The sequence below is a fragment of the Moraxella sp. K23 genome (genome assembly GCF_041154765.1).
Taxonomy (GTDB): domain Bacteria; phylum Pseudomonadota; class Gammaproteobacteria; order Pseudomonadales; family Moraxellaceae; genus Faucicola; species Faucicola tetraodonis.
Genome location: NZ_AP031595.1, coordinates 1,768,041 through 1,788,458 on the forward strand (window position 1 = coordinate 1,768,041; position 20,418 = coordinate 1,788,458).

Consider the following 20,418-nt stretch of genomic DNA (forward strand, 5'->3'; position numbering starts at 1 on the left):
TTTATCGTTTTTTATTTTATTTTTTGTCTTACTGATTCTGTCTTATTAATATCGTAGTCAACAAAGTTTGTATTTATGTCGTTATGACTTTATTTTAGCGGATTTGCGCCTGTGCTCTATGTGCTCTTTGTTATGAATTGTTAAATTAAGTTTCTTTAGTTTCCTTAATAAAACTATTAATATTAATTTTGCATCCTTGATTTTGCATTGCCACTTTTTAATGATAAGCCATCTGAGTGATAGACAATAAAAAAACGGCTTAAAATTTAAGCCGTTTTTTGTTATGTCAAGATTAACGCGTACGTGGGCAAACTTCATTGTCATTGAAAAAATAGCTGATTTCACGGGCTGCAGATGTGGTTGAGTCTGAACCGTGAACCGCGTTTTCATCAATGCTGTTTGCAAAGTCACGACGAATCGTACCTTCAGCGGCGTCTTTTGGATTGGTAGCGCCCATGATTTCACGGTGGTTAGCCACTGCGTTTTCCCCTTCAAGTACTGATACAACCACTGGACCTGAAGTCATGAAAGAGACTAAATCGTTGTAAAACGGACGCTCTTTGTGCTCAGCGTAGAAACCGCCCGCCTTTTCGTTGTCTAAATGCAACATTTTTGCTGCCACAATTTTTAAGCCTGCTTTTTCAAAACGACTGTAGATTTCGCCAATGTGGTTGCCTGCAACTGCGTCAGGTTTGATAATTGATAACGTACGTTCAATGGCCATGTTAAATTCCTTTAAAATTGAAGGGGATTATGATTTTAAGTGCTAGAAACTGTAAAAACAGCCCATACCCTGCCCGATGGCTCTGTCAAATCGTGATTTGAAGATTTGAATAAACGCGGGGTGCTGTTCTTAGTTGCCTATTATAATGATATTGAGGGCAAAAACTAGTTTAATTCATCACTGTTAAGTCGAAATTGCTAGAATATCAAGTTGAACGAGTTTTTTGTAATAAATGGCGGATATATTCTGTGATACGCAACTATGATATAGTAGCCAATAGCTTAAATTTTCTCTCAATGGTATGACGCTCTCAAATATCACAAAAACACAAGCGGTTGTTGTCAGCCTATGCTTGGCGCTATTATTGGTGGCAAGTATCGGTTTGGCACGTCAGTTTACTGTCAAAACCATGCCAGATTGTCAGCGAAAAAGCCAGCCGTTCGACTATAGTATCTGCGAGCTTGATGCTAAAAACGCGGCGAATTTTTCACTACATTGGCAAAATCCCTCGTCCGCGAGCCACCCATTATTACTCACCTTTACTACCCTTCGCGATTATTTGGCAAGCCAGCAACCTGCCAAAACCTTGTTGTTTGCGATGAATGCCGGGATGTACGATGGCAATTTTGCGCCGATTGGGTATACGGTCATCAATGGCAAGCAAATCCGAGCCCTAAATCTCAAGCAGGGCGGTGGTAACTTTCACCTAATGCCCAATGGGGTATTTTGGCAAGACCGTCAAGGTTTTTATATCACTGAAAGTCAAAGCATGGCAAAAAAACTGGCAAGCGGTGCAAAACCGACCTTCGCCACCCAATCTGGACCCATGCTAGTCATCAATGGTAACATCCATCCGGCATTTGATGCCAATAGTACCTCGAGAAAGTACCGCAATGGTGTTGGCGTGTGTGGTCGCAATCCTAGCCGCGTCAAATTTGTGATAAGCGATACCCCTGTCAGCTTTTATGAGTTTGCCGATTTGTTCAAATCGCAATTGGGCTGTGACAATGCGTTGTTTTTGGATGGCGGTAGTGCCTCGGCATTGTATAGTCAGACGCTGTCACGCAATGACAATAAATATATGGGTGTGATGATTGCGGTGACACAAGACAAATAATGCGTATTCGGTGAGACAATTTTATGCTGATTTAATCAGCGTTTTGCATAAAATTATCCATTTCCACATTGCAAAAATAATTTTTTAAGGTATTATAATCAGCCTAGTTTTGACAAATTTGCTTAGCAATATTTGCGACACTACCCTTTCGGGCCTATAGCTCAGTTGGTTAGAGCAGAGGACTCATAATCCTTTGGTCCACAGTTCAAGTCTGTGTGGGCCCACCATATAAAACAACCACTTAGGTACATTAAACCTCAGTGGTTTTTTATTTTTTAGCTTGCAATGATTAAATAGCAATTAGCGTCAATCCCTATTTTAAAACCATACTTCTAAATCCATACTCATGTGATTGGGTTTTGACTGTTTGAATCAATCACCTAATCACTATCTAATTTTATATAAATACTTGTTTTATATTGAATTATTGATGTTAATAGTTAACACATTCAATGAAAACGTCTTTACATTCATTGTAGATAAGTTATAATAAAAACTATACGACTGGTCTATTTTTTATAATAGCGTACACAATAACTATGGAGTCTGCCCCTATCAAGAAGTCTGAAGCAAAACGCTTACACATTCTTAACACCAGTTCTGACCTGATTTTGCATAAAGGTTTTAGCGGTGTGGGATTACAAGAAATTTTACAAAGCTGCGAGATCCCTAAAGGTTCATTTTATCATTACTTCAAATCTAAAGAGTCTTTCGGCTGTGAATTGGTACAGTATTATGTAGATAATTACCAACGCCGTTTAGATGAACTATGGCGTAGCGACCAATCCGCTTATCAAAAACTAATCGGGTATTTTAACCTGTGGATTGAAGATCCTGATGCGCCATGTAGTTGGGCAGATAGCTGTTTAATTGTAAAACTTGCTGCAGAAGTCGCTGACCTATCTGAAGATATGCGCGCTATTATGTCCGATGGCGTCGATAAGTTAATTCAGCGGATTGCTGAAGTCATCGTTTTGGGCAAGCAAGATGGGTCTATCCAAGCAGATACTGATGCCTTGACGGTAGCCCAAGTGACTTACCAAATGTGGATGGGTGCAGCGTTATTAAGTAAGCTGCAAAAAGATAAAACACCATTACATCAAGCGCTAAAAGCGACAGCGTTTTTATTAAAACGTGGACAGTCTTAAAAGTTAACTTTGCTGGCTCAATCCCACTAACCTAACCTCAATAATTTAGCTTCACTATCTTGGCTTCACGACAATGATAGCTGCAAAAATTGTAATGGCAGCCCAATCATTAGTATGACTGGGCTGCTATGACACCAACTTGATAGCAATGCGTATCACTCACGTACTAACTTGTAGGTTAGTACATCTGATAGCAGTGATTTTTCTTAAAGTGCTTTTTTTAAATAGCGTCTTCAACACCTTCAATGATAAAGGCACGATAATTCGCCCCTTTTAGGCGATGTTGTAATGCTTCTTGATATATGGGACTGTGATACCAGTCTCGCGCGGCTGCCATATCAGGAAAGCGTAGAATAACAGCGCCTTCAATTTCATTGCCTTCAAGCACTTCTAATTGACCATAAAAAGCCAAGGGTGTTAGCTCACGACCTTCCCGAGCAAGCGGCGCTTTTTGTGCATATTGCGCCAGTTCCTCAGCGTCCGTAGTTTGCTCACGGGTAAATACCACATACGCAGACATGGGCTACTCCTTATTTAACAATTCAAGTAGTGCGCTGGCGGTTGCAGCAGAAGAGGCAGGATTTTGTCCAGTAATTAGTAAACCATCTACTTGGACATACACTTGCCAGTCACCTGCTTTAGAATAATGACCACCTTTTTCTTTGAGCATATCTTCGACTAAAAACGGTACAACTTCGGTCAATCCTACCGCTTCTTCTTCAGTATTGGTAAAACCTGTCACAGATTTACCGCTGACCAAAGGCTTGCCATCACTGGTTTTTACATGACGAAGAACACCTGGGGCGTGACAAACTGTAGCAACGGATTTTCCTGACTCAATCGCTTGTTCAATCAGAGCAATTGAAATCGGATCTTCTGCCAAATCCCACAATGGACCATGCCCGCCTGGGTAAAACACGGCATCATAATCAGCGATAGAAATTTCGCTAAGTTTATGGGTCTGTGCCAATGCTTGCATTGCTACGGGATCTGCTTCAAAGCGATGCGTGGTTTCAGTTTGTGCATCGGCCAAATTACTTTTCGGATCTAGTGGTGGCTGCCCACCTTGAGGTGATGCTAGGGTAACTTCAGCACCCGCATCAATAAAGGTGTAATACGGTGCTGCAAGTTCTTCTAGCCAAAAACCTGTTTTCTTACCAGTATTGCCGAGTTTGTCATGTGAGGTCAGAACAAGTAAAATTTTCATGTTATTTTCTCTGATAGTTTTTAGAATTTGGGTTATTGCTACATGAGCACAGCGATAGTTCGTATGTGCAAAATGCAAAATACCGAGCAAATTAACCCGTTATTTGATAGCTGTTATCTGGTAGCCATTATTGAGTAGCTGTTATTTAATAGCCTTGCATTCTTGATAGCATTGACAAAACGTGTGAAATTAAGCCTACAGGCTGCTTGATATTGGCTAGTTTAGAAAATAGCGTTCTGACGTATATTTAGTCAGCGAGGCGTGATGATAAAAAATAGGTAAAAAACGGCATCAACGACTAGCTAGTTGACTGATTTAACTAGACTGATGCAATAAAACGCTACCTAGCGTATCATCTAGAATATCAAATGACAGGCAGCGCTTTAGAGAATTTAAGCATCAGTCTAACCTGGTAGTTTACTCGCCAACACATCTACTTTTTCAATAGAAGGCGGTTCTGAAAATAGTTCATCTGCTTGAGCCATCAAAGCGGCGGCAACCTTGCCCGATAAATGAGCCTCGCGACCTGCTTCATCAGGGAATGCATCAAAAATACCAAAGGTTGAAGGGCCAAGGCGTAGACCAAACCATGCAACTGTGGCAGGTTCTTCATTGACGATAGGCAGACCAGCTTTTAGGAAATCTTCTACTTGTTGTTCTTTACCTGGTTTAGCTTCAAGACGGACATATAAAGCGGTTTTAACCATCACTAATACTCCAATATTGACTAGCCGACATTGACTAGCATCAAAATTGAGTCTAAACCACTGTTATATTCATGTCAAACGGCTTTAGCGCATAGCTTTGTTGTATAAAGGTTACATAAACATTTATGCTTTAGGTCGTGGGGAATGTCTGTATCAGCTTAAATTTGATACTGATATTACTTCCTTTATGCTTGTGCTTTAACTATAACCTTGCTTTAACCATAACAAAGAAACAAGCATAAGTGATAAGGTGTAAATGATGTTGCACTCGCCACCTTTGATTGGGTACACTGGTACAACAATAAATGACGGCATTTTACCAACGGCTATTTTTGGCGAAAACACAGGCGCAAAAGCTATGACCTTAACTAGCGCCCTTGACCTTGCACCTTTAGCATAGACTCAGAATATCGACTATCTTTCATTAATTCTATCAGATTAGACTGACTGACCCAAGCCAGCCTATCTGCAATACACTAAAAACACTGCATTTAATTAAACTAACCCGCTATTAAATCCACTATTACAAAAGGACAAATCTATGAAAGCCGTATCGTATGTTATAAATAACCATGATGATTTTAAAAATTCATTGGTAGATATTGAAAAAGCGAAGCCTACGCTTAAGGAACGTGATGTACTGGTAAAAGTTCAGGCAATCTCTGTGAACCCCGTTGATACCAAAGTGAGAAAAAATTCGTCTGAAGCAAATAATCGTATTTTAGGTTGGGATGCCGTTGGGGAAATTATCGAAGTTGGCTCAAAAGTTACCTCGTTTAAAGTAGGAGATTCTGTTTGGTATGCGGGCGATTTAACCCGAGATGGTAGTAATGCTGAGTTTCAAGCAGTCGATGAGCGCATCATCAGTCTTAAACCCATTACAGTATCTAATGCAGAAGCCGCAGCATTGCCATTAACTGCTATCACCGCATGGGAAATGTTATTTGATCGGTTTCAAATTTCAGAAACAGAAGTTGGCAGTATTTTGATTATTGGTGGTGCAGGCGGTGTAGGCTCAATCGCTATCCAACTCCTAAAAGCAAAAACCAATCTGACTGTGATAACCACAGCGTCACGTGAAGAGACTAAATCTTGGGTGGAATCATTGGGTGCCGACCATGTCATTGATCATAGCAAAGATTTAAACGAACAAATCGAAGCACTAGGTATTGAAAAACCCAAATATGTTTTCTCTACCAATCATACAGACACCTATATCAAGCAAATATTTTCTCTGATTGCACCCCAAGGTAAGCTTGGATTGATCGATGATCCACAAACCTTTGATATTATGCCGTTTAAGACTAAATCTATTTCTATCCATTGGGAGCTCATGTTCACCCGTTCAATGTATGAAACCGATGATATCGAAAAGCAAGGTGAACTGTTGCAACAGGTTGCCCAATTAGTTGACCAGCAAAAAATTAGAAGTACCCTCAACCAAAATCTAGGCAAAATTAACGCTGCAAACTTGGAGAAGGCACATAAGCTACTTGAATCAGGCAAGTCAAAAGGCAAAATTGTACTAGAAAACTTCTAAAACACACCTTGTAAAACCCATATTTTAAAACATATCTTGGGTAAAAATGCCCTTTAAAGTAACTCACCAAACGGCTGGCAGAACGAAAACTGCCAGCCGAAATCACTCATCATCTTGGCTGTGCCAATATGCCAAACTCAATAACTAAAACGATAATCAATAAAGTACTGCCACTAAGATGATGACAAGCCATGCCATCAATATAGAGATGACAGAAATCAACGCGGCTTGGGTATATTGATGGTTCATACAGTTATTCCGACACGCTAATACGCGCTATGATTCTAATAAACTTTGCGTATAATTTTCGATGCCCATCGAGGTCACCAGTTCCATTTGCGTTTCTAGCCAATCAATGTGCTCTTCACTCCCGTCTTTAAGTTTAATCAATAATTTGCGAGAGACAAAATCACGTTTCTGCTCACATAAAGCAATCGCATTTTTGATGATGTCAGTTTTTTGATACTCGAGTTGCAAATCACAACGCAAAATTTCAGCGACATTTTCACCGATTAAAATTTTGCCAAGCTCTTGCAAGTTTGGCAGCCCATCTAGCATTAAAATACGCTCAATGAGGTCATCTGCCCATTTCATCTCATGAATCGACTGATGATACAATTTTTCATTGAGTTCACTCAGTCCCCAGTTTTTGGCGATACGTGCGTGTAAGAAGTATTGGTTAATAGCAATCAATGCCTGACCCAAAACTTGGTTTAGCGCTCTTAGAATTTCTTTATCGACTTGCATAATGTTTACCTTAGTTGCCTTATTGCTTGGTCGCCTTATTCAGAGATGTCACCGAGTTGGGATTGCAGATAATTGGCTAGTCCCATCATATCAATCAGTCTTAACTGCTGCTCTAACCAATGGGCATGGTCTTCTTCGGTATCTACCAATTGGGCGACCAAAATCTCACGGGTTACATAGTCTTGCTCTTGCTCACAAAGCGCAATGCCGTCTTTGAGATGTTGACGAACCGCATACTCAAGCTGTAGATCGGCTTGTAGCATACTTGGCACATCATGACCAATATTGATATCGGCAACTTTCATATTGGGTGTGCCTTCTAGCATCAACACCCGATTGATTAAGGCACGCGCATGATCGCTTTCTTCTTCCATTTCATGATGCATACGCGTATGAAGTTTTAGATAATGCCATTCATGATACATTTGCGCATGAATAAAGTACTGGTCACGAGCCCCCAGTTCACCACTAATTAAGAAATTTAGATAATCAATAACAGCTTGGCTGCCTTTCATGGGTATATCCTTGAAAAATGAACAGAAACAAAGGTTGGGTATTATCTGAAATACTAAATTAAAGTGACGTTAAAAACAATTCACCGCAGTAAATAATTTACAATATTTGTCAGTCGCTCATTCATTGAGATTAATGAATAAGCTTGGGTGTGTACGCTAACAGGTCATTAGGCAACGTTAATACATTAGGCAACTTCAATAAATAGGTGCGTATAGTTATTGATGCTCTGCGCGTACTCTTCAAGATAACCTTCAATCATTGGCTGACAGCCGCCACAACAAGTAGCCACATCAAGCTCAGCTTGTAATGCCTCTAAGTTGTCATGACCTTGTTCAATGGCTGTTTTGATTTGACTTTCTTTGACGGCATTACAGATACACACAAACATACGCACCTCGTTGATAAATTTTCCTATATAATAATGATAATTATTCTTATTATCAATAAAAATTTTCTCAATCAGGTTATTCACTGACAAACGCAATCTTGGTTAGCTTGTTTTCGCTCGCTATTGCTAGGATTTGCGCGACGGTATCATATCGACTGTCTTTATCGACTCGCAGCTGAATGCTTGGGGTCTCGCTTAATTTGCCTTGTTCGGCAAAGCGCGTGTTTAATTGCGCCAAACTGACACTGGCATCATCCCAAAAAATCTTGCCATCTTTATCAATGCTCACTTGTATCATTTTTGGCGGGGCTTCATTGACTTGTGCCGAGGTTTTGGGCAAATTTAGCGGCACACTGGGATTGATTACCGTTGCCGTGACCAAAAAAATAATCATCAAGACCAGCATGATATCAATCAGTGGAATCAGATTGATTTCATTCATGCCCGTCGAAGCGTCATCACCGAGTTGAAATGCCATAAGTTATTCCCTGTTTATCTATTTATCTGTTTAGCGATGGGTCAAGGTTAGGCGTTTTTCAGCATTAAGTCAGCGGCGTTAGTTTGTTGCTTGGGCTGCGAGCTGGTTTGCAAATGGGGTTGAGCGGCTAAACTAGTTTGCGTAACTTGGCTGGAAGAATTCATCAACACGTTGGCAAGCAAGGTATGCGCCGTGTCATTCGCTTGGTGCATGGCTTTGCGATTAATTCGTACTATGACATTGTACATAATGACCGCAGGAATCGCTACCGCAAGCCCAAGCCCAGTCATAATCAAAGCCTCCCCAACCGGTCCTGCGACTTGACCAAGTCCGGCTTGACCTGATTTAGCAATGCTATGCAACGCATGAAAAATCCCCCACACGGTACCAAATAGCCCAATAAAAGGGGCAATGGCAGCGGTCGTGCCAAGGATATTTAAGCCCTGCTCACTGGCAAAACGGTAGCGATTGAGCTGTTGCAGTAACTGCTGCTCAGTGACCAATTTTTGATTGTCTAGAGATAAGGTGGCGAGTTGAGATTGCTGTTGGTAAATTTGCTGAGTCAAATCTTGCGACACTGTCTTAGCAATTTTTTGGCTATTTAAGATACGTAAAATACCTGTAATCCAAGACAGCATCGATAAAACAATTAACACAAAAAATAACGTCTTGGTCACTACATCTGTATATTGCCAGTAATTTGCAAAATCCATAATCATTCCTATAACACGATAAATATAAAAACTAACTTTAAATGTTAGTATAAATGATAATCATTATCAACAAAAATATTAAAAATTAGGCTTAATTTAACCAGCGACTTTACAATAAAATCCAACGACTTTAATTTAAGCAAATTTAAAATCTAATAATTTTAAAATCAAATGACTTTAAGATAAAGTAACTTTAAAATTAAGTAACTTTAAAACCTCATACTTTTTTATCTTCGCTTTGTGTTAGCTTTACCTTGGGCAAAACTAGCACAAGGTTATTGATAACCTACAGTATCGAGTAGGATGACTACCTTACGCAAAATGCCGTTTTCGGTTACACCGATGAAGACCCTAGGCAATTGTCTTGATACCCCGCCAAACCTTGTGGAAGTAGGGCGAGTAAAAAATTGGATTTTGGACATAATTAAAATTTTTCTGCAATATTTTGTGAAAATATTAAACCGCAATGGGCAATCCATCATGCTGATGGTTATCACCCATTCAATTTAAAACTGATAACTTAGCGCTACTTTGACATTGCGTCCCATGGCTTTATCACCGGTATTGGATACGTGCTCATAGTAGTAGGCATCTGTAAGGTTATACACGCCAGCATCCACAGTTAATTGTGGTAAAGTGCTTGGACGATAGCTACCAAATACATCATAGGTGGTAAAACTTGGCAAATCAGCGACGGCAGTAGCGCTGGTGCGACGCGTTAAACCTTTGACATGGCGGATGGCACTTCCAAGGCTAAATCGGTCATTGAGGTCATAATTAAAGCCAAGGTTTAACTGATCGCCTGAGTCTTTATTGAGTTGGTAGCCTTGCTCGGTATCGCTTTTGGCATGGGCATAGCCTGCATTCAAGCGCATATTGTTTAGCCGATATTTTGCGCTCAGCTCATAGCCTTTGACGGTAGTCTCGCCGGCATTGATGTAGCTAGCACATTGCCCGTCTGTCACTGAGTTACCTGTGGTACAGTCAATGCCTGTTATGCGGTCGATTTTATTGTCATACTGGGTATCAAAGACTTTGGCGGTCAGCGACATACTGTCTTGACTGTCAAACACCCCCTGAAAACGGCTACTGATACCCAGCTCTGCGTTTGCGCCTGTTTCTGCTTCGATGTCTTTATTGACGAAGGTTTGCCCAGATTGGTGGATGGTTTCTGGTAAGGGTGGTCCATTAAACAATTGGGTATAACTGGCAAATAAGCTGTGATTTGGCGTCAGTTTAAATTCCCCTGCTATTGCGCCCGACACTTGATTATAGTCGTCACTGCTTAAGCGCTCTGACGGCTTATAATGGTCAAAGCGCACGCCAGGCGTCAGCGCAAATCGTCCCAACTCGATTCGGTCTTGTAAGTACACCCCTACGCTGGTAGCGTCTTCTGTGATATCACTACTCTCTAACGTCGCTGATTTTTTATAGCCTTCTACCCCATAGTTGAGCGTATGTGTCAAAGCATGGTCACCATGATGCTGCGTCAGTTGCTGTTTGATACTTGCCGTCATGCCATCGGTTTTGCCTGACGTGGCTATACGCATGGGGGTCGTTCCGCGCAGTCCTTGCGACAGCGCTTCATTGGTTAAATGATAAATTTTGCTGTTTAGCTCAAAATTGCTATGCGGTTTATACTCATAGCCGAGTGCATAGGTTTCATTATTGGTGTAGCCAGGATGAATATTATTGGGTAAATTGGCTTGGTAGCCGATATTGGGGCGAAATGGATAGTTGCCGTCATTATCATAGCTTTGGTAACTGGCAGTAATTTTGTGACCTTCTGCCGGCATCACATTGACTTTGGCTAGTATACTTTTGATAGTAATATCATCACCTTGGATATGGTTGCTTTTGCCATCTTCGCCGCCATCGCTGTCACGCTCACCATAAGACACAATCATGTCCAACTGCTCATTGGGTTTGGCATAGGTAGTTAAGCTTCGTTGAAATTGGTGATCGTTACTGGCATAGCCCAGTTTAACCTTTGCCCCCATTTTTTGATCAGGTAGTAGCAAGTCCTGTGCATCCACCGTGGTAAACGCCACACCGCCACCGATGGCATTATTGCCCAAAGTCACCGAGTTATTACCCACTGACACCTCTGTTGTTTTATACAAATCTGGATCAAGTCCACTAATCCCGGCATGGTGAAAGCCGCGCGTTTCCGGTTGGCGCACCCCATCCACAGTGATTTTTAAGGCACTGCCTGCATTGTCTGAGCCCAAACCGCGAATATAAATATGCTGATCCATCCCCGAAGTGCCACCGACATTCACCCCAGCAACCGTCGGTAAATATTGATTGAGTAAATCAGCTTGCTGTACCTTGACTGAGCTGTCATGGCGGACGTTCTCAGTTTGTTTGGCTGGGGTATATTGACGGGCATTAAAAGTAATGGTCTGCAAAGTAGTGACGGGTTCTGGCTCACTCGCTGTTACCAACGGTGAATAAAGGGTGGTTAATACACACAGACTTAAATAGCGCAAAGCACCACGCGGCGGTAAACTAGCATTGGCAGTATTCATAAAATCACTCAGATATATAAAAAAAGAGAAGCGTTACAAAGCGGTAAGAATAATATAAATGATAATCATTATCAATTAATATTTTCAATTCTTCTCCTCTTTTTTTGAATGTCTAAAGCTAGTTATCAATGAGTCACCAAGTAAAATCAGGCAACAACAAGCGAAATTATAAATCTGCGCCCCTGTGAGTTTGTGCACTAAATCTTACCGTGGCTTAAAGTTCGCCCAATGATCCTTTCAACAAGTTATAACAATTTCACCCCGCCAAAATTTTGCTAATCTCTCCTATACAGGAGCCACAATTGGTGCCTGCTTTGCAATGTTTACCAACCTCAACGACGGTTTTACAGTGATATTTTTTTATTGTCTCAACAATGGTGTTTTCACCCACTGACATACAAGAGCAAACAATCCGCCCTGTATCAATAAAACCCGTGGCAGGTTTGCCCATTAGTAGCCATTTACGCGTATGGCTATCAAGACTTCTGCCAAATTGGCTATCTAGCCAGTTATGGGTGGGTAGTTTATGCTCGTGGGTGCTCAAAAATACTAGCGCATGGACTTGCCCATTTTGCAATATCGCAAGGCGTAAATCTTGGCTGGTGTTATCGGTATCAATATGTTGATAATGGATAATATCAAAGTTGTAGGCTTGCGCTGGTTGATTGAGCCATACACTTAACTGCTGTTGCCAATATTGCTTATCAAACCAAGTTGTCATGAACGCAGACTGATTATCAATGGCAAAAAAATACTGGCTACTGTTTGACTGGCGATTACGCACCCAATAAGTCATATCTGGCGATTCGAGCCAAGTTAGCAGGTTTTCATCACAATGTTTATCAATCAATAACCATCCAAATGCTTGCATGGTCAGCTTTTGCAGCCTGACAGGTTGGTGCTTGAGCTGCGGTTGCTGTGAAAAGGGGTCATGATGATTGCTGATAAGCTTACCGACACGCGCATTGGCGGCAAAGTGCTGATTCCAGTGCATAGGTATAAATACATCGCCTTGGCGTTGCTTTTCAGTCACATCCGCCCGCACTAAGATAGTACCATTGGGACTGTTAATTTGCACAAAATCGTTATTTTGTACACCCAAAGGTTTGGCGTCACTCGGGTGAATCGCAACCAGTGGGTGCGGTAAATGCTGATTGAGCTGTGGGGCAATCCCTGTGCGGGTCATGGTATGCCATTGGTCACGCGAGCGACCTGTGTTAAGCACCATTGGATATTGCTCATCAGGCAATGACTTGGGTACCGCAGGATTAACGGTGACAAAATGCAGTTTTTGGGTATCGGTATAAGTTGTGCCGATAGTGGTGTGTGCGTCTTGTTTTTGTAGTCCAAAATAATGCGGTTGACCCCACTGAAACGGTGCCAAGTTATCATAATCGTTTTGGCTAATATTGGCTAAATGGCTGATATTAAAACTTCGACTATCTGTATTTTTTTCACCGCCATTCTTCTCGCCACTAAGCCGAGCGTGTTCGGCAAACACTTGGTAGTCGTGGGTGTAATCAAAACCCACAAAACCCATTTTCTGTGCTACTTGGCTGACTATCCACCAGTCGGGCTTGGCATCAGCAAATGGGGTGACTAAGCGGCGCTGACGAGAGATACGGCGTTCGCTGTTGGTGACCGTGCCTGATTTTTCACTCCAGCCTTGCGCGGGCAAAGCCACATGAGCAAAGTCGAGCGTGTCGCTGTCTTTTGAGCAGTCAGACACGATGACCAGTGGGCATTGCTGTAACGCCATGGCAAATTTGTCTGCTTCTGGCAGACTGACCACAGGATTGGTCGCCATAATCCAAATCGCTTTAATTTGCCCCTCCAAAATAGCATCGGCACATTGGGTTGCCTTGATACCATCTTTACCACTAATACTAGTCGGTGCTTGCCAAAAGTTGGCTACTGTTTGACGATGGTCGCTGTTTTTGAGCTCAAAATGACTGGCAAGCAGATTGGCTAACGCCCCGACCTCTCGCCCACCCATGGCATTGGGCTGTCCTGTAATTGAGAATGCCCCTGCCCCTTCAAAACCCAGTTTGCCTGTATAAAGGTGGCAATTGATAATGCTATTCACCTTATCAGTGCCATTACTGGCTTGATTGACACCCATGGAGTAAAAACTCACGGTTTTCGTGGTAGTGGCAAACAATTGGTAAAACTCGGTTAAATCACTTTCGTTGACACCGCAGATTTTGGCAACTTTTTTAATCGTCCAACTGTCACTGGCTGCAAGCGCATCAGCAAGATTGTCACAATGCCTGAGATAATCGTGATTGGCATAGCCGTTTTGGTGCAAGTAATTGAGTAGTCCGACAAATAAATGGGTATCTGTGCCGGAGCGAATCGGCAAATGCAAGTCAGCAATCGCGGTGCTGTCAGTGGCTCGCGGGTCAATTACCACGATTTTTTTGTTGGCATTGGCTTGTTTGCTGGATTTTAACCGACCAAATAAAATCGGATGACACCACGCCATATTCGAACCGATAATGATAAATAGGTCGCTGTTTTCGATGTCTTCATAATTACAAGGCACAGTGTCCGAGCCAAATGCTCGCTTGTAGCCAGCCACCGCTGATGACATACACAGTCGAGAATTGGAGTCCAAATTATTGGTACCCAAAAAACCTTTAGTAAATTTGTTTGCCACGTAATAATCTTCGGTGAGCAGTTGTCCCGATACATATAGCATAACGCTGTCGGCGCCGTATTCATCAATGGTCTGTTGCAATGATTTAGCAACAAAATCGGTGGCGGTATCCCAATCGACTGCCTCGCCATGAATCATCGGATGGGCCAAACGACGGTCACGATCGAGCGTATCGCCCAACGCTTTGCCTTTGGAGCATAATTTTCCAAAGTTGGCAGGATGGGTTGGATCACCGTCAATGCTGACGTGTTGGGTATTCTCATCAATCGTCGCCAACACGCCACAGCCAACACCACAATAGGCACAGGTGGTTTTGACTTGTGTCGGGGGGGATTTTTGTGGTGCTAAATGTTGTATAGTTGTTGTCACACGTTAACCTTTTACTATTTTTAATTTCTACCAGTCAGATCAGCCCGCCAGCAACTCTTCACAAAACGCTTTGCCAAACAGTAATTTATCTTTGATGGCTGAAATATCTTGTTGATTTTGAATCAGTTCAAAAAACCAACCGCCCTCTTGTACATCACCATATAGCACTGCAGATAAAATACGGTTGTCTTTTACGGTGATTTTTTGGTAGATGCTATGGCTAGGGTCTTGATAAATCAACTGCTCGCAGTCGTGACTCACATCGATATCACCTGCCGAAAATAACGCCACGCCCGAGACCTTTAGTTTGGTTGCCGTTGGTTGTATGCTAAACACGGGCGAGGTGCTGCCTGGCTGCTCGTTTAAGGTATGTAGCAGAATATTGGCTTGCTCATACACAGGTGCGACGAGCCCAAATAGCTGGTTGTCAAACTGTACACACTCGCCAATCGCATACACGTCTGGGGTATGGGTTCGCATTTGGTTATCAACCAAAATCCCCCGCTCGCAACTGATACCGACCTGTTGCGCAAGGGCAATATTGGGTCGCACGCCGACAGTCATGATAATGCAATCGCTGTCAATGGTTTTGGCAGGGATGGATGTGTCGACATTATCCGTGTAAGTTAGTCCAGTAACCTGGTTATCCTCATCCACACAAATCGCTTGGGAGTTGGCGTTGAGCACAAACTCAATACCTTTGTTTTCAAAGTAAGTTTGCAGTAAATCGGCAGCGGTTTTATCCAGTTGGCGATTGAGTAAATAGCCTGCCCCATGTACCACAGTGACTTTCGCTCCCTGTTGTACCAAAGCATTAGCAGCCTCAAGACCGAGTAATCCACCGCCGATAACCAGACATTTTGGAGATTTTTTGCCATTATGATTGTTTTTTGCGATATCTAGCATAGCATCCACATCGGCTTTGGTACGAAAACCCATGACGCCTTTTGCGCTATGGTTGGGCAATGGCAAAATAAATGGCGTTGAACCTGTGGCAAACACCAATTTGTCATAGCCGATAGTTTCGCCACTGTCGGTGATGACCTGATGAGCAGCAAGATTGATATCGCTAACAGTGCAACCTGTCTTTACAGTGATGTTATGGTTGGCGTACTCCTCTTGAGAAAATAGATAAATCTCAGCGAAGCGTTTTTCCCCTGCCAATACAGGCGATAGCATAATACGGTTATAGCCTGCATATGGCTCGCTGTTGATAAGCGTGATAGCAAACTCATCTCGACTTTGCTCGCCTTGACTGTCAACCCCCAGTCCGCTGTGGGTACTCAGTCTGCTTTTGGCATACTGCATGGCAAAGCGTGTCCCTGCCATCCCTGCCCCTATGATAAGAATGTGTGTGTGTTGCATTATTTGGCTGACCTTGCTTATCCGACCCGATATTTAATACTTTAGAATCTAGCACTTTAAAATTTAATAATTCAAAATCTATGCCAACCGTTTTAAACCGTTTTTTTTTACTGTTTTTTATGGTGTTTTAAATTTTGGCTATTATTTGTCGGACAGTGTGATGGATGTTGACCACTCTTTGAATTTAATCTCTTTAACTGTGCATGACTGTTTGACGGTTTTTAAAATATTTTTAGACAGTTTCTTGGCTATTAATTTGCATTATTCTTTTACCTTACCGATTACTTACCAAAATAGTGCAGTACGGCGTCAAATTTTTATCATTTATGCCAATCGGTGAAAGTTTTTTCACAGCAAAATAGCTAATTGGTGGGGCATTCAAAAAAATATTGCAAAAACAAAAGTTTATGATGATGGCATAAATATTGCTTTTACCTTATTACCGTGAACCATACAGGCTTACTTAAAGGAGAAGCAGATGCCCCAACGTTTACCGCTGTTTGCTATGAAATTACCCCGTATCAAGGTGTTACATTACACCTGGTTTGCTTTTTTCGTCACCTTTTTAATTTGGTTTGCTCATGTGGCATTGATGCCAACCATCAAACAATATTTTCATTTGAGCGATGGACAAGTCAAAGCGATCTTGATGCTCAACGTGGCTTTGACCATTCCTGCTCGTTTGCTAATCGGCGCGATGGTCGATAGATACGGCCCCAAGCGTTCATATAGTGCTGTGTTGTTGATTAGCGGTTTTTTGTGTTTTGTGTTTGCTTTTGCTCAAAGTTTCCAAATGCTGGCGATTGGGCGATTTTTGCTAGGTTTTGTCGGTGCAGGATTTGTGGTTGGGATTCGTTTGATTTCAGAATGGTTTCCTGTCAATGAAGTCGGCTCGGCAGAAGGGGTGTACGGCGGTTGGGGCAATTTTGGGGCGGCAGTAGCGTCGATGTCGATGCCGATTCTTGCCTTAATGTATGGCGGTGCAGACGGTTGGCGGTATGCGATTGCTACCACAGGCGTGATTGCGATTGTTTATTCGGTCATTTTTTATCGTGGCGTCAGTGATACACCCAAAGGCGCGACTTATTTTAAACCAAAAAAATCAGGCGGCTTGGAAGTATCAAACAAGGCAGACTTTTACTTTTATGCGGTGATGATTTTACCGGTTTATGCGATTTTGTTTTTGTTGGCGTGGCGTTTGTCACCTAGCGGATTAAAATTATTAACCGCTAATCAAACCATGCTGGCATATGCGGTGGTGGCGGTGCTTGTAGTCTATCAATATATCAAAATCTGGTCAGTCAATAAGCATTTATTTGATACATCTCGCCCTGCGGTAAATCCAGAATATGGTTATCAGTTCAAACAAGTGGCGATTTTAGACATGGCGTATTTGGCATGTTTTGGCTCTGAGTTGGCAGTGGTGTCGATGTTGCCGCAATTTTTTATTACCAACTATGGTGTATCGCATACTTTAGCAGGGTTGACTGCAGGCTGTTTTGCGGTGATGAATTTATTTGCTCGTCCTGGCGGTGGTTTTATGTCCGATGCGGTCGGTCGTCGTAAAGTATTGATGATTGCATTGGCAGGGCAAACGGTGGGTTATCTGCTAATGACGCAAATGACCAAGTTACCATTGGCGGGTGCAGTGGCAATCGTGCTGCTTACTTCTGTATTTGTGCAAGCAGCATGCGGTGCAGTGTATTCAGTGGTTCCGCTCATTCAACGCCGTATGACAGGGCAAATTGCTGGTATGGCGGGTGCCTATGGTAACGTAGGTGGGGTGTTGTTTTTGACTATTTTCTCTATGGTATCGCCAACAGGATTCTTTATTACCCTCGCGATTTTTGCAGGGATTGCCTTTATTGGCGCGACCTTCCTGAGCGAGCCACAAGGACATATGGTCGAAGTGCACGAAGATGGCACGATTGAGCGAATTGCGATAGCGTAATCGCTCACTAAATCCAACCAAAAAACAGTCGACAGCGGACAAGGAAGTCTAGTTAGTAAGGCAAAAAAGGGTGTATACCCTTTTTTCATTTTTGCACAATGCGTAGCAACCGTGCTAGTAAGGAAAAACCCATGTCAAAAGCCATTCAGCAAAATCCCGCCAGTTCTCAATCCTTACCACAATCCTTGCCGCAACTGCTGACCCGTGCTGCTAGTCATGCAGGGCGCAAAGCGGAAAACCAAGACACCTTGACGGTGCAAACGCTGGTGCCAACAAGGGATAGCAGCGCCGCTCAGCTTGCATGGCAAGTCACCGCTTTAGCTGATGGCGTCAGCAGCTGCGGACAACCAAAGCTCGCCAGCCAATGGGTGATTGATACGCTGATCGACCAATTGACCATGCACCAAGCTGACATGGTAACAAACCCTGTTACTAGCCCTGTTACTAGCGATTCATTGAATAACAACAGTGCCGAAACGCTTGCCCAAATGCTCACCAAAAGCGTGCATATTATCAATGATTTTTTGTATTTTAGTGATCACCATGACAGCTTTGATTCAGCCTCGCAGCGGTATTTGCCCAAATTACTCTCAACCTTATCTGGTCTGCTGTTTACCGAGCCTTTATTATCCGAGCATGCGGCAGTGTTATTTCACACGGGTGACAGCCGTATCTATCGGCTACGACACAACAAACTGCGCGTACTCACCCAAGACCACAGACACAAACGAGGGCGAGACAAAGGCGCCTTAGCCGCTGCACTTGGCGCAGATGCCCAAGTAGAATTACAACTTGCCCAAATTGATGTGTTGCCCGAAGATGTGTTTTTGATAATGACCGATGGCGTGTATGAATTTATCGGTGATGATGAATTATTGTTACTCACCCAATCGGCATTGGGCAAATTGTTGGCGCTGGATAATTCCACCACCTTCGACTTAGAAAATTTGCCAGAAACCTTGTGTCAGGTGGCATTGGAAAATGGCAGTAATGACAATGTCAGTTGCGTGATGATAGCCGTCTTGCCAAAAGTTGCGAGAATTTTGGCGAATGCAGATTTTGACAAAGCTGACCTTGCCGAACATACAGACAGTCGTCATGCCGTTACCCGTTTACGCATTCCACCTGTGCTGACTGTCGGCGACAAGCTTGATCATTTTACCATTGACAAAGTGGTGCAAAACACCCCACGCAGTAGCGTGTATTTGGCAACCGATAACACCGCTGACACAGGCGATAATCAGCGTATTATCAAAGTGCCGTCTGCTTACTATGAAGACGATAGCGGATTTTTACGGCTGTTTTTAAAAGAAGAAAAAATAGGGTTAAGCCTCAATCACCCAAGCTTACTAAAATTTTACCCCAAGCCGATGAATAGCCAATATCTGTACCATGTCACCGAATTTTTGCAAGGCATGAGCTTGCGTGAATTTATCGACACCCAGCCGCCGTTATCGGTTGCCCAAACCTTTACTATTGTCAATCAAATCGGCATGGCGCTGCGAGCCATGCACCGGAATTATCTACTCCATCAAGATATCAAGCCCGAAAATATTATGCTGCTGCCATCGGGTCATATCAAGCTCATTGACTTTGGTTCGGTTGGTTCGTTGCTCCTAAAAACAGCACATACACCGCCTGTGGGCGATTTGCATTATATTGCCCCCGAATATTTTAGCGATGCACCAAAAGGGGTGTATTCCGATATTTTCTCGCTGGGGGTGGTGACTTATGAGATGCTGACGGGGCTACAGCCGTTTGATGTCGATACCTTGACCACTACGATGACCGCCCAAACTACCCAAAAACTGGCGTTCAAAAACGTGCGACAATTGCGCACGGATTTACCATTTTGGGTCAATGACGTGCTGATTCGTGCGCTGCAAGCAGATAGCAACCGCCGCTATCAGAGCATTGGCGATTTTCTCACCGACCTTGACCCCAAAAGCCATGCCGACGATAAAGCCAAGCAGCCGCTGATTGACAAACATCCTGTACTATTTTGGCAACTGGTCAGTGGCATATTAACGGTGCTGTTGCTCATCACTTGGCTAATGGTTGCGTTAAATCACTAACAATGTAATTTAGGTTATGCTTGATAGACAATTAACCTATATTTTTTAACCCATTGAAATTTATAGTTAATTTAAATATTGGCATAAAGTTTGCTTATATAACAGTATAGAAAAACTTGGGATAATACACGCCAAAAGCCAGTCATTATCCTAGTCAAAAAGCCAATGTTTCGTTAGAAGGGA

Annotated in this window: 17 protein-coding genes and 1 tRNA gene; 6 read left to right on the plus strand and 12 right to left on the minus strand. The window is 42.7% G+C overall.

Annotation, left to right across the window (positions count from 1 at the left end; translation table 11 throughout):
- Nucleotides 1-292: 292 nt before the first annotated feature.
- Nucleotides 293-724 carry a nucleoside-diphosphate kinase gene (ndk, locus tag ACAM37_RS07745; RefSeq protein ID WP_309595723.1) on the minus strand — a complete coding sequence of 144 codons (432 nt, stop codon included), beginning with the start codon at nucleotides 722-724 and terminating at the stop codon, nucleotides 293-295.
- A 301-nt stretch (nucleotides 725-1,025) separates the two neighbouring features.
- On the opposite strand from ndk, the gene ACAM37_RS07750 reads away from it, so the two are divergent.
- The 3 genes from ACAM37_RS07750 to ACAM37_RS07760 all read left to right on the plus strand — a co-directional run bounded on the left by ACAM37_RS07750 (nucleotide 1,026) and on the right by ACAM37_RS07760 (nucleotide 2,989).
- Nucleotides 1,026-1,841 (plus strand): phosphodiester glycosidase family protein, encoded by an 816-nt coding sequence (locus tag ACAM37_RS07750; protein WP_369625920.1) that lies wholly within the window; start codon nucleotides 1,026-1,028, stop codon nucleotides 1,839-1,841.
- 150 nt (nucleotides 1,842-1,991) lie between these two features.
- Nucleotides 1,992-2,068, plus strand: a tRNA-Ile gene (locus ACAM37_RS07755).
- A 312-nt stretch (nucleotides 2,069-2,380) separates the two neighbouring features.
- Nucleotides 2,381-2,989, plus strand: coding sequence for a TetR/AcrR family transcriptional regulator (locus ACAM37_RS07760; protein ID WP_312114197.1), 609 nt, complete (start codon nucleotides 2,381-2,383; stop codon nucleotides 2,987-2,989).
- 220 nt (nucleotides 2,990-3,209) lie between these two features.
- Here ACAM37_RS07760 and ACAM37_RS07765 read toward each other — a convergent pair whose 3' ends face one another.
- From ACAM37_RS07765 to ACAM37_RS07775, 3 genes are all read right to left on the minus strand, one after another.
- Nucleotides 3,210-3,509 (minus strand): DUF1330 domain-containing protein, encoded by a 300-nt coding sequence (locus tag ACAM37_RS07765; RefSeq protein WP_004961451.1) that lies wholly within the window; start codon nucleotides 3,507-3,509, stop codon nucleotides 3,210-3,212.
- 3 nt (nucleotides 3,510-3,512) lie between these two features.
- Nucleotides 3,513-4,196 carry a type 1 glutamine amidotransferase domain-containing protein gene (locus tag ACAM37_RS07770; RefSeq protein ID WP_369625921.1) on the minus strand — a complete coding sequence of 228 codons (684 nt, stop codon included), beginning with the start codon at nucleotides 4,194-4,196 and terminating at the stop codon, nucleotides 3,513-3,515.
- Nucleotides 4,197-4,600: 404 nt separating this feature from the next.
- Nucleotides 4,601-4,903, minus strand: a complete 303-nt coding sequence (locus tag ACAM37_RS07775) for a putative quinol monooxygenase (RefSeq protein ID WP_065253682.1) — start codon at nucleotides 4,901-4,903, stop codon at nucleotides 4,601-4,603.
- Nucleotides 4,904-5,444: 541 nt separating this feature from the next.
- Here ACAM37_RS07775 and ACAM37_RS07780 point away from each other — a divergent pair.
- Complete coding sequence (locus ACAM37_RS07780; RefSeq protein WP_369625922.1) at nucleotides 5,445-6,443, plus strand: zinc-binding alcohol dehydrogenase family protein; 999 nt, start codon at nucleotides 5,445-5,447, stop codon at nucleotides 6,441-6,443.
- A gap of 276 nt (nucleotides 6,444-6,719) precedes the next feature.
- Here ACAM37_RS07780 and bfr (ACAM37_RS07785) read toward each other — a convergent pair whose 3' ends face one another.
- From bfr (ACAM37_RS07785) to ACAM37_RS07820, 8 genes are all read right to left on the minus strand, one after another.
- Nucleotides 6,720-7,190, minus strand: a complete 471-nt coding sequence (gene bfr, locus ACAM37_RS07785; RefSeq protein WP_369625923.1) for a bacterioferritin — start codon at nucleotides 7,188-7,190, stop codon at nucleotides 6,720-6,722.
- A gap of 35 nt (nucleotides 7,191-7,225) precedes the next feature.
- Nucleotides 7,226-7,705, minus strand: coding sequence for a bacterioferritin (gene bfr, locus ACAM37_RS07790; RefSeq protein ID WP_369625924.1), 480 nt, complete (start codon nucleotides 7,703-7,705; stop codon nucleotides 7,226-7,228).
- Between the two features lie 185 nt (nucleotides 7,706-7,890).
- Complete coding sequence (locus ACAM37_RS07795) at nucleotides 7,891-8,094, minus strand: (2Fe-2S)-binding protein (RefSeq protein WP_369625925.1); 204 nt, start codon at nucleotides 8,092-8,094, stop codon at nucleotides 7,891-7,893.
- 76 nt (nucleotides 8,095-8,170) lie between these two features.
- Nucleotides 8,171-8,572, minus strand: a complete 402-nt coding sequence (locus tag ACAM37_RS07800) for an ExbD/TolR family protein (protein ID WP_369625926.1) — start codon at nucleotides 8,570-8,572, stop codon at nucleotides 8,171-8,173.
- 47 nt (nucleotides 8,573-8,619) lie between these two features.
- Nucleotides 8,620-9,285 carry a MotA/TolQ/ExbB proton channel family protein gene (locus ACAM37_RS07805; RefSeq protein WP_076774610.1) on the minus strand — a complete coding sequence of 222 codons (666 nt, stop codon included), beginning with the start codon at nucleotides 9,283-9,285 and terminating at the stop codon, nucleotides 8,620-8,622.
- 506 nt (nucleotides 9,286-9,791) lie between these two features.
- Nucleotides 9,792-11,816: a TonB-dependent receptor domain-containing protein gene (locus ACAM37_RS07810; RefSeq protein WP_369625927.1), complete on the minus strand. Its 2,025-nt coding sequence runs from the start codon at nucleotides 11,814-11,816 to the stop codon at nucleotides 9,792-9,794.
- Nucleotides 11,817-12,072: 256 nt separating this feature from the next.
- Nucleotides 12,073-14,844, minus strand: coding sequence for a molybdopterin-dependent oxidoreductase (locus ACAM37_RS07815; RefSeq protein ID WP_369625928.1), 2,772 nt, complete (start codon nucleotides 14,842-14,844; stop codon nucleotides 12,073-12,075).
- A gap of 39 nt (nucleotides 14,845-14,883) precedes the next feature.
- Nucleotides 14,884-16,209 carry an NAD(P)/FAD-dependent oxidoreductase gene (locus ACAM37_RS07820; protein WP_369625929.1) on the minus strand — a complete coding sequence of 442 codons (1,326 nt, stop codon included), beginning with the start codon at nucleotides 16,207-16,209 and terminating at the stop codon, nucleotides 14,884-14,886.
- Nucleotides 16,210-16,687: 478 nt separating this feature from the next.
- Here ACAM37_RS07820 and ACAM37_RS07825 point away from each other — a divergent pair, with 478 nt between their 5' ends.
- Nucleotides 16,688-18,160, plus strand: a complete 1,473-nt coding sequence (locus ACAM37_RS07825; protein WP_050323933.1) for an MFS transporter — start codon at nucleotides 16,688-16,690, stop codon at nucleotides 18,158-18,160.
- Nucleotides 18,161-18,291: 131 nt separating this feature from the next.
- Nucleotides 18,292-20,235, plus strand: a complete 1,944-nt coding sequence (locus ACAM37_RS07830) for a bifunctional protein-serine/threonine kinase/phosphatase (protein ID WP_369625930.1) — start codon at nucleotides 18,292-18,294, stop codon at nucleotides 20,233-20,235.
- Nucleotides 20,236-20,418 lie beyond the last annotated feature (183 nt).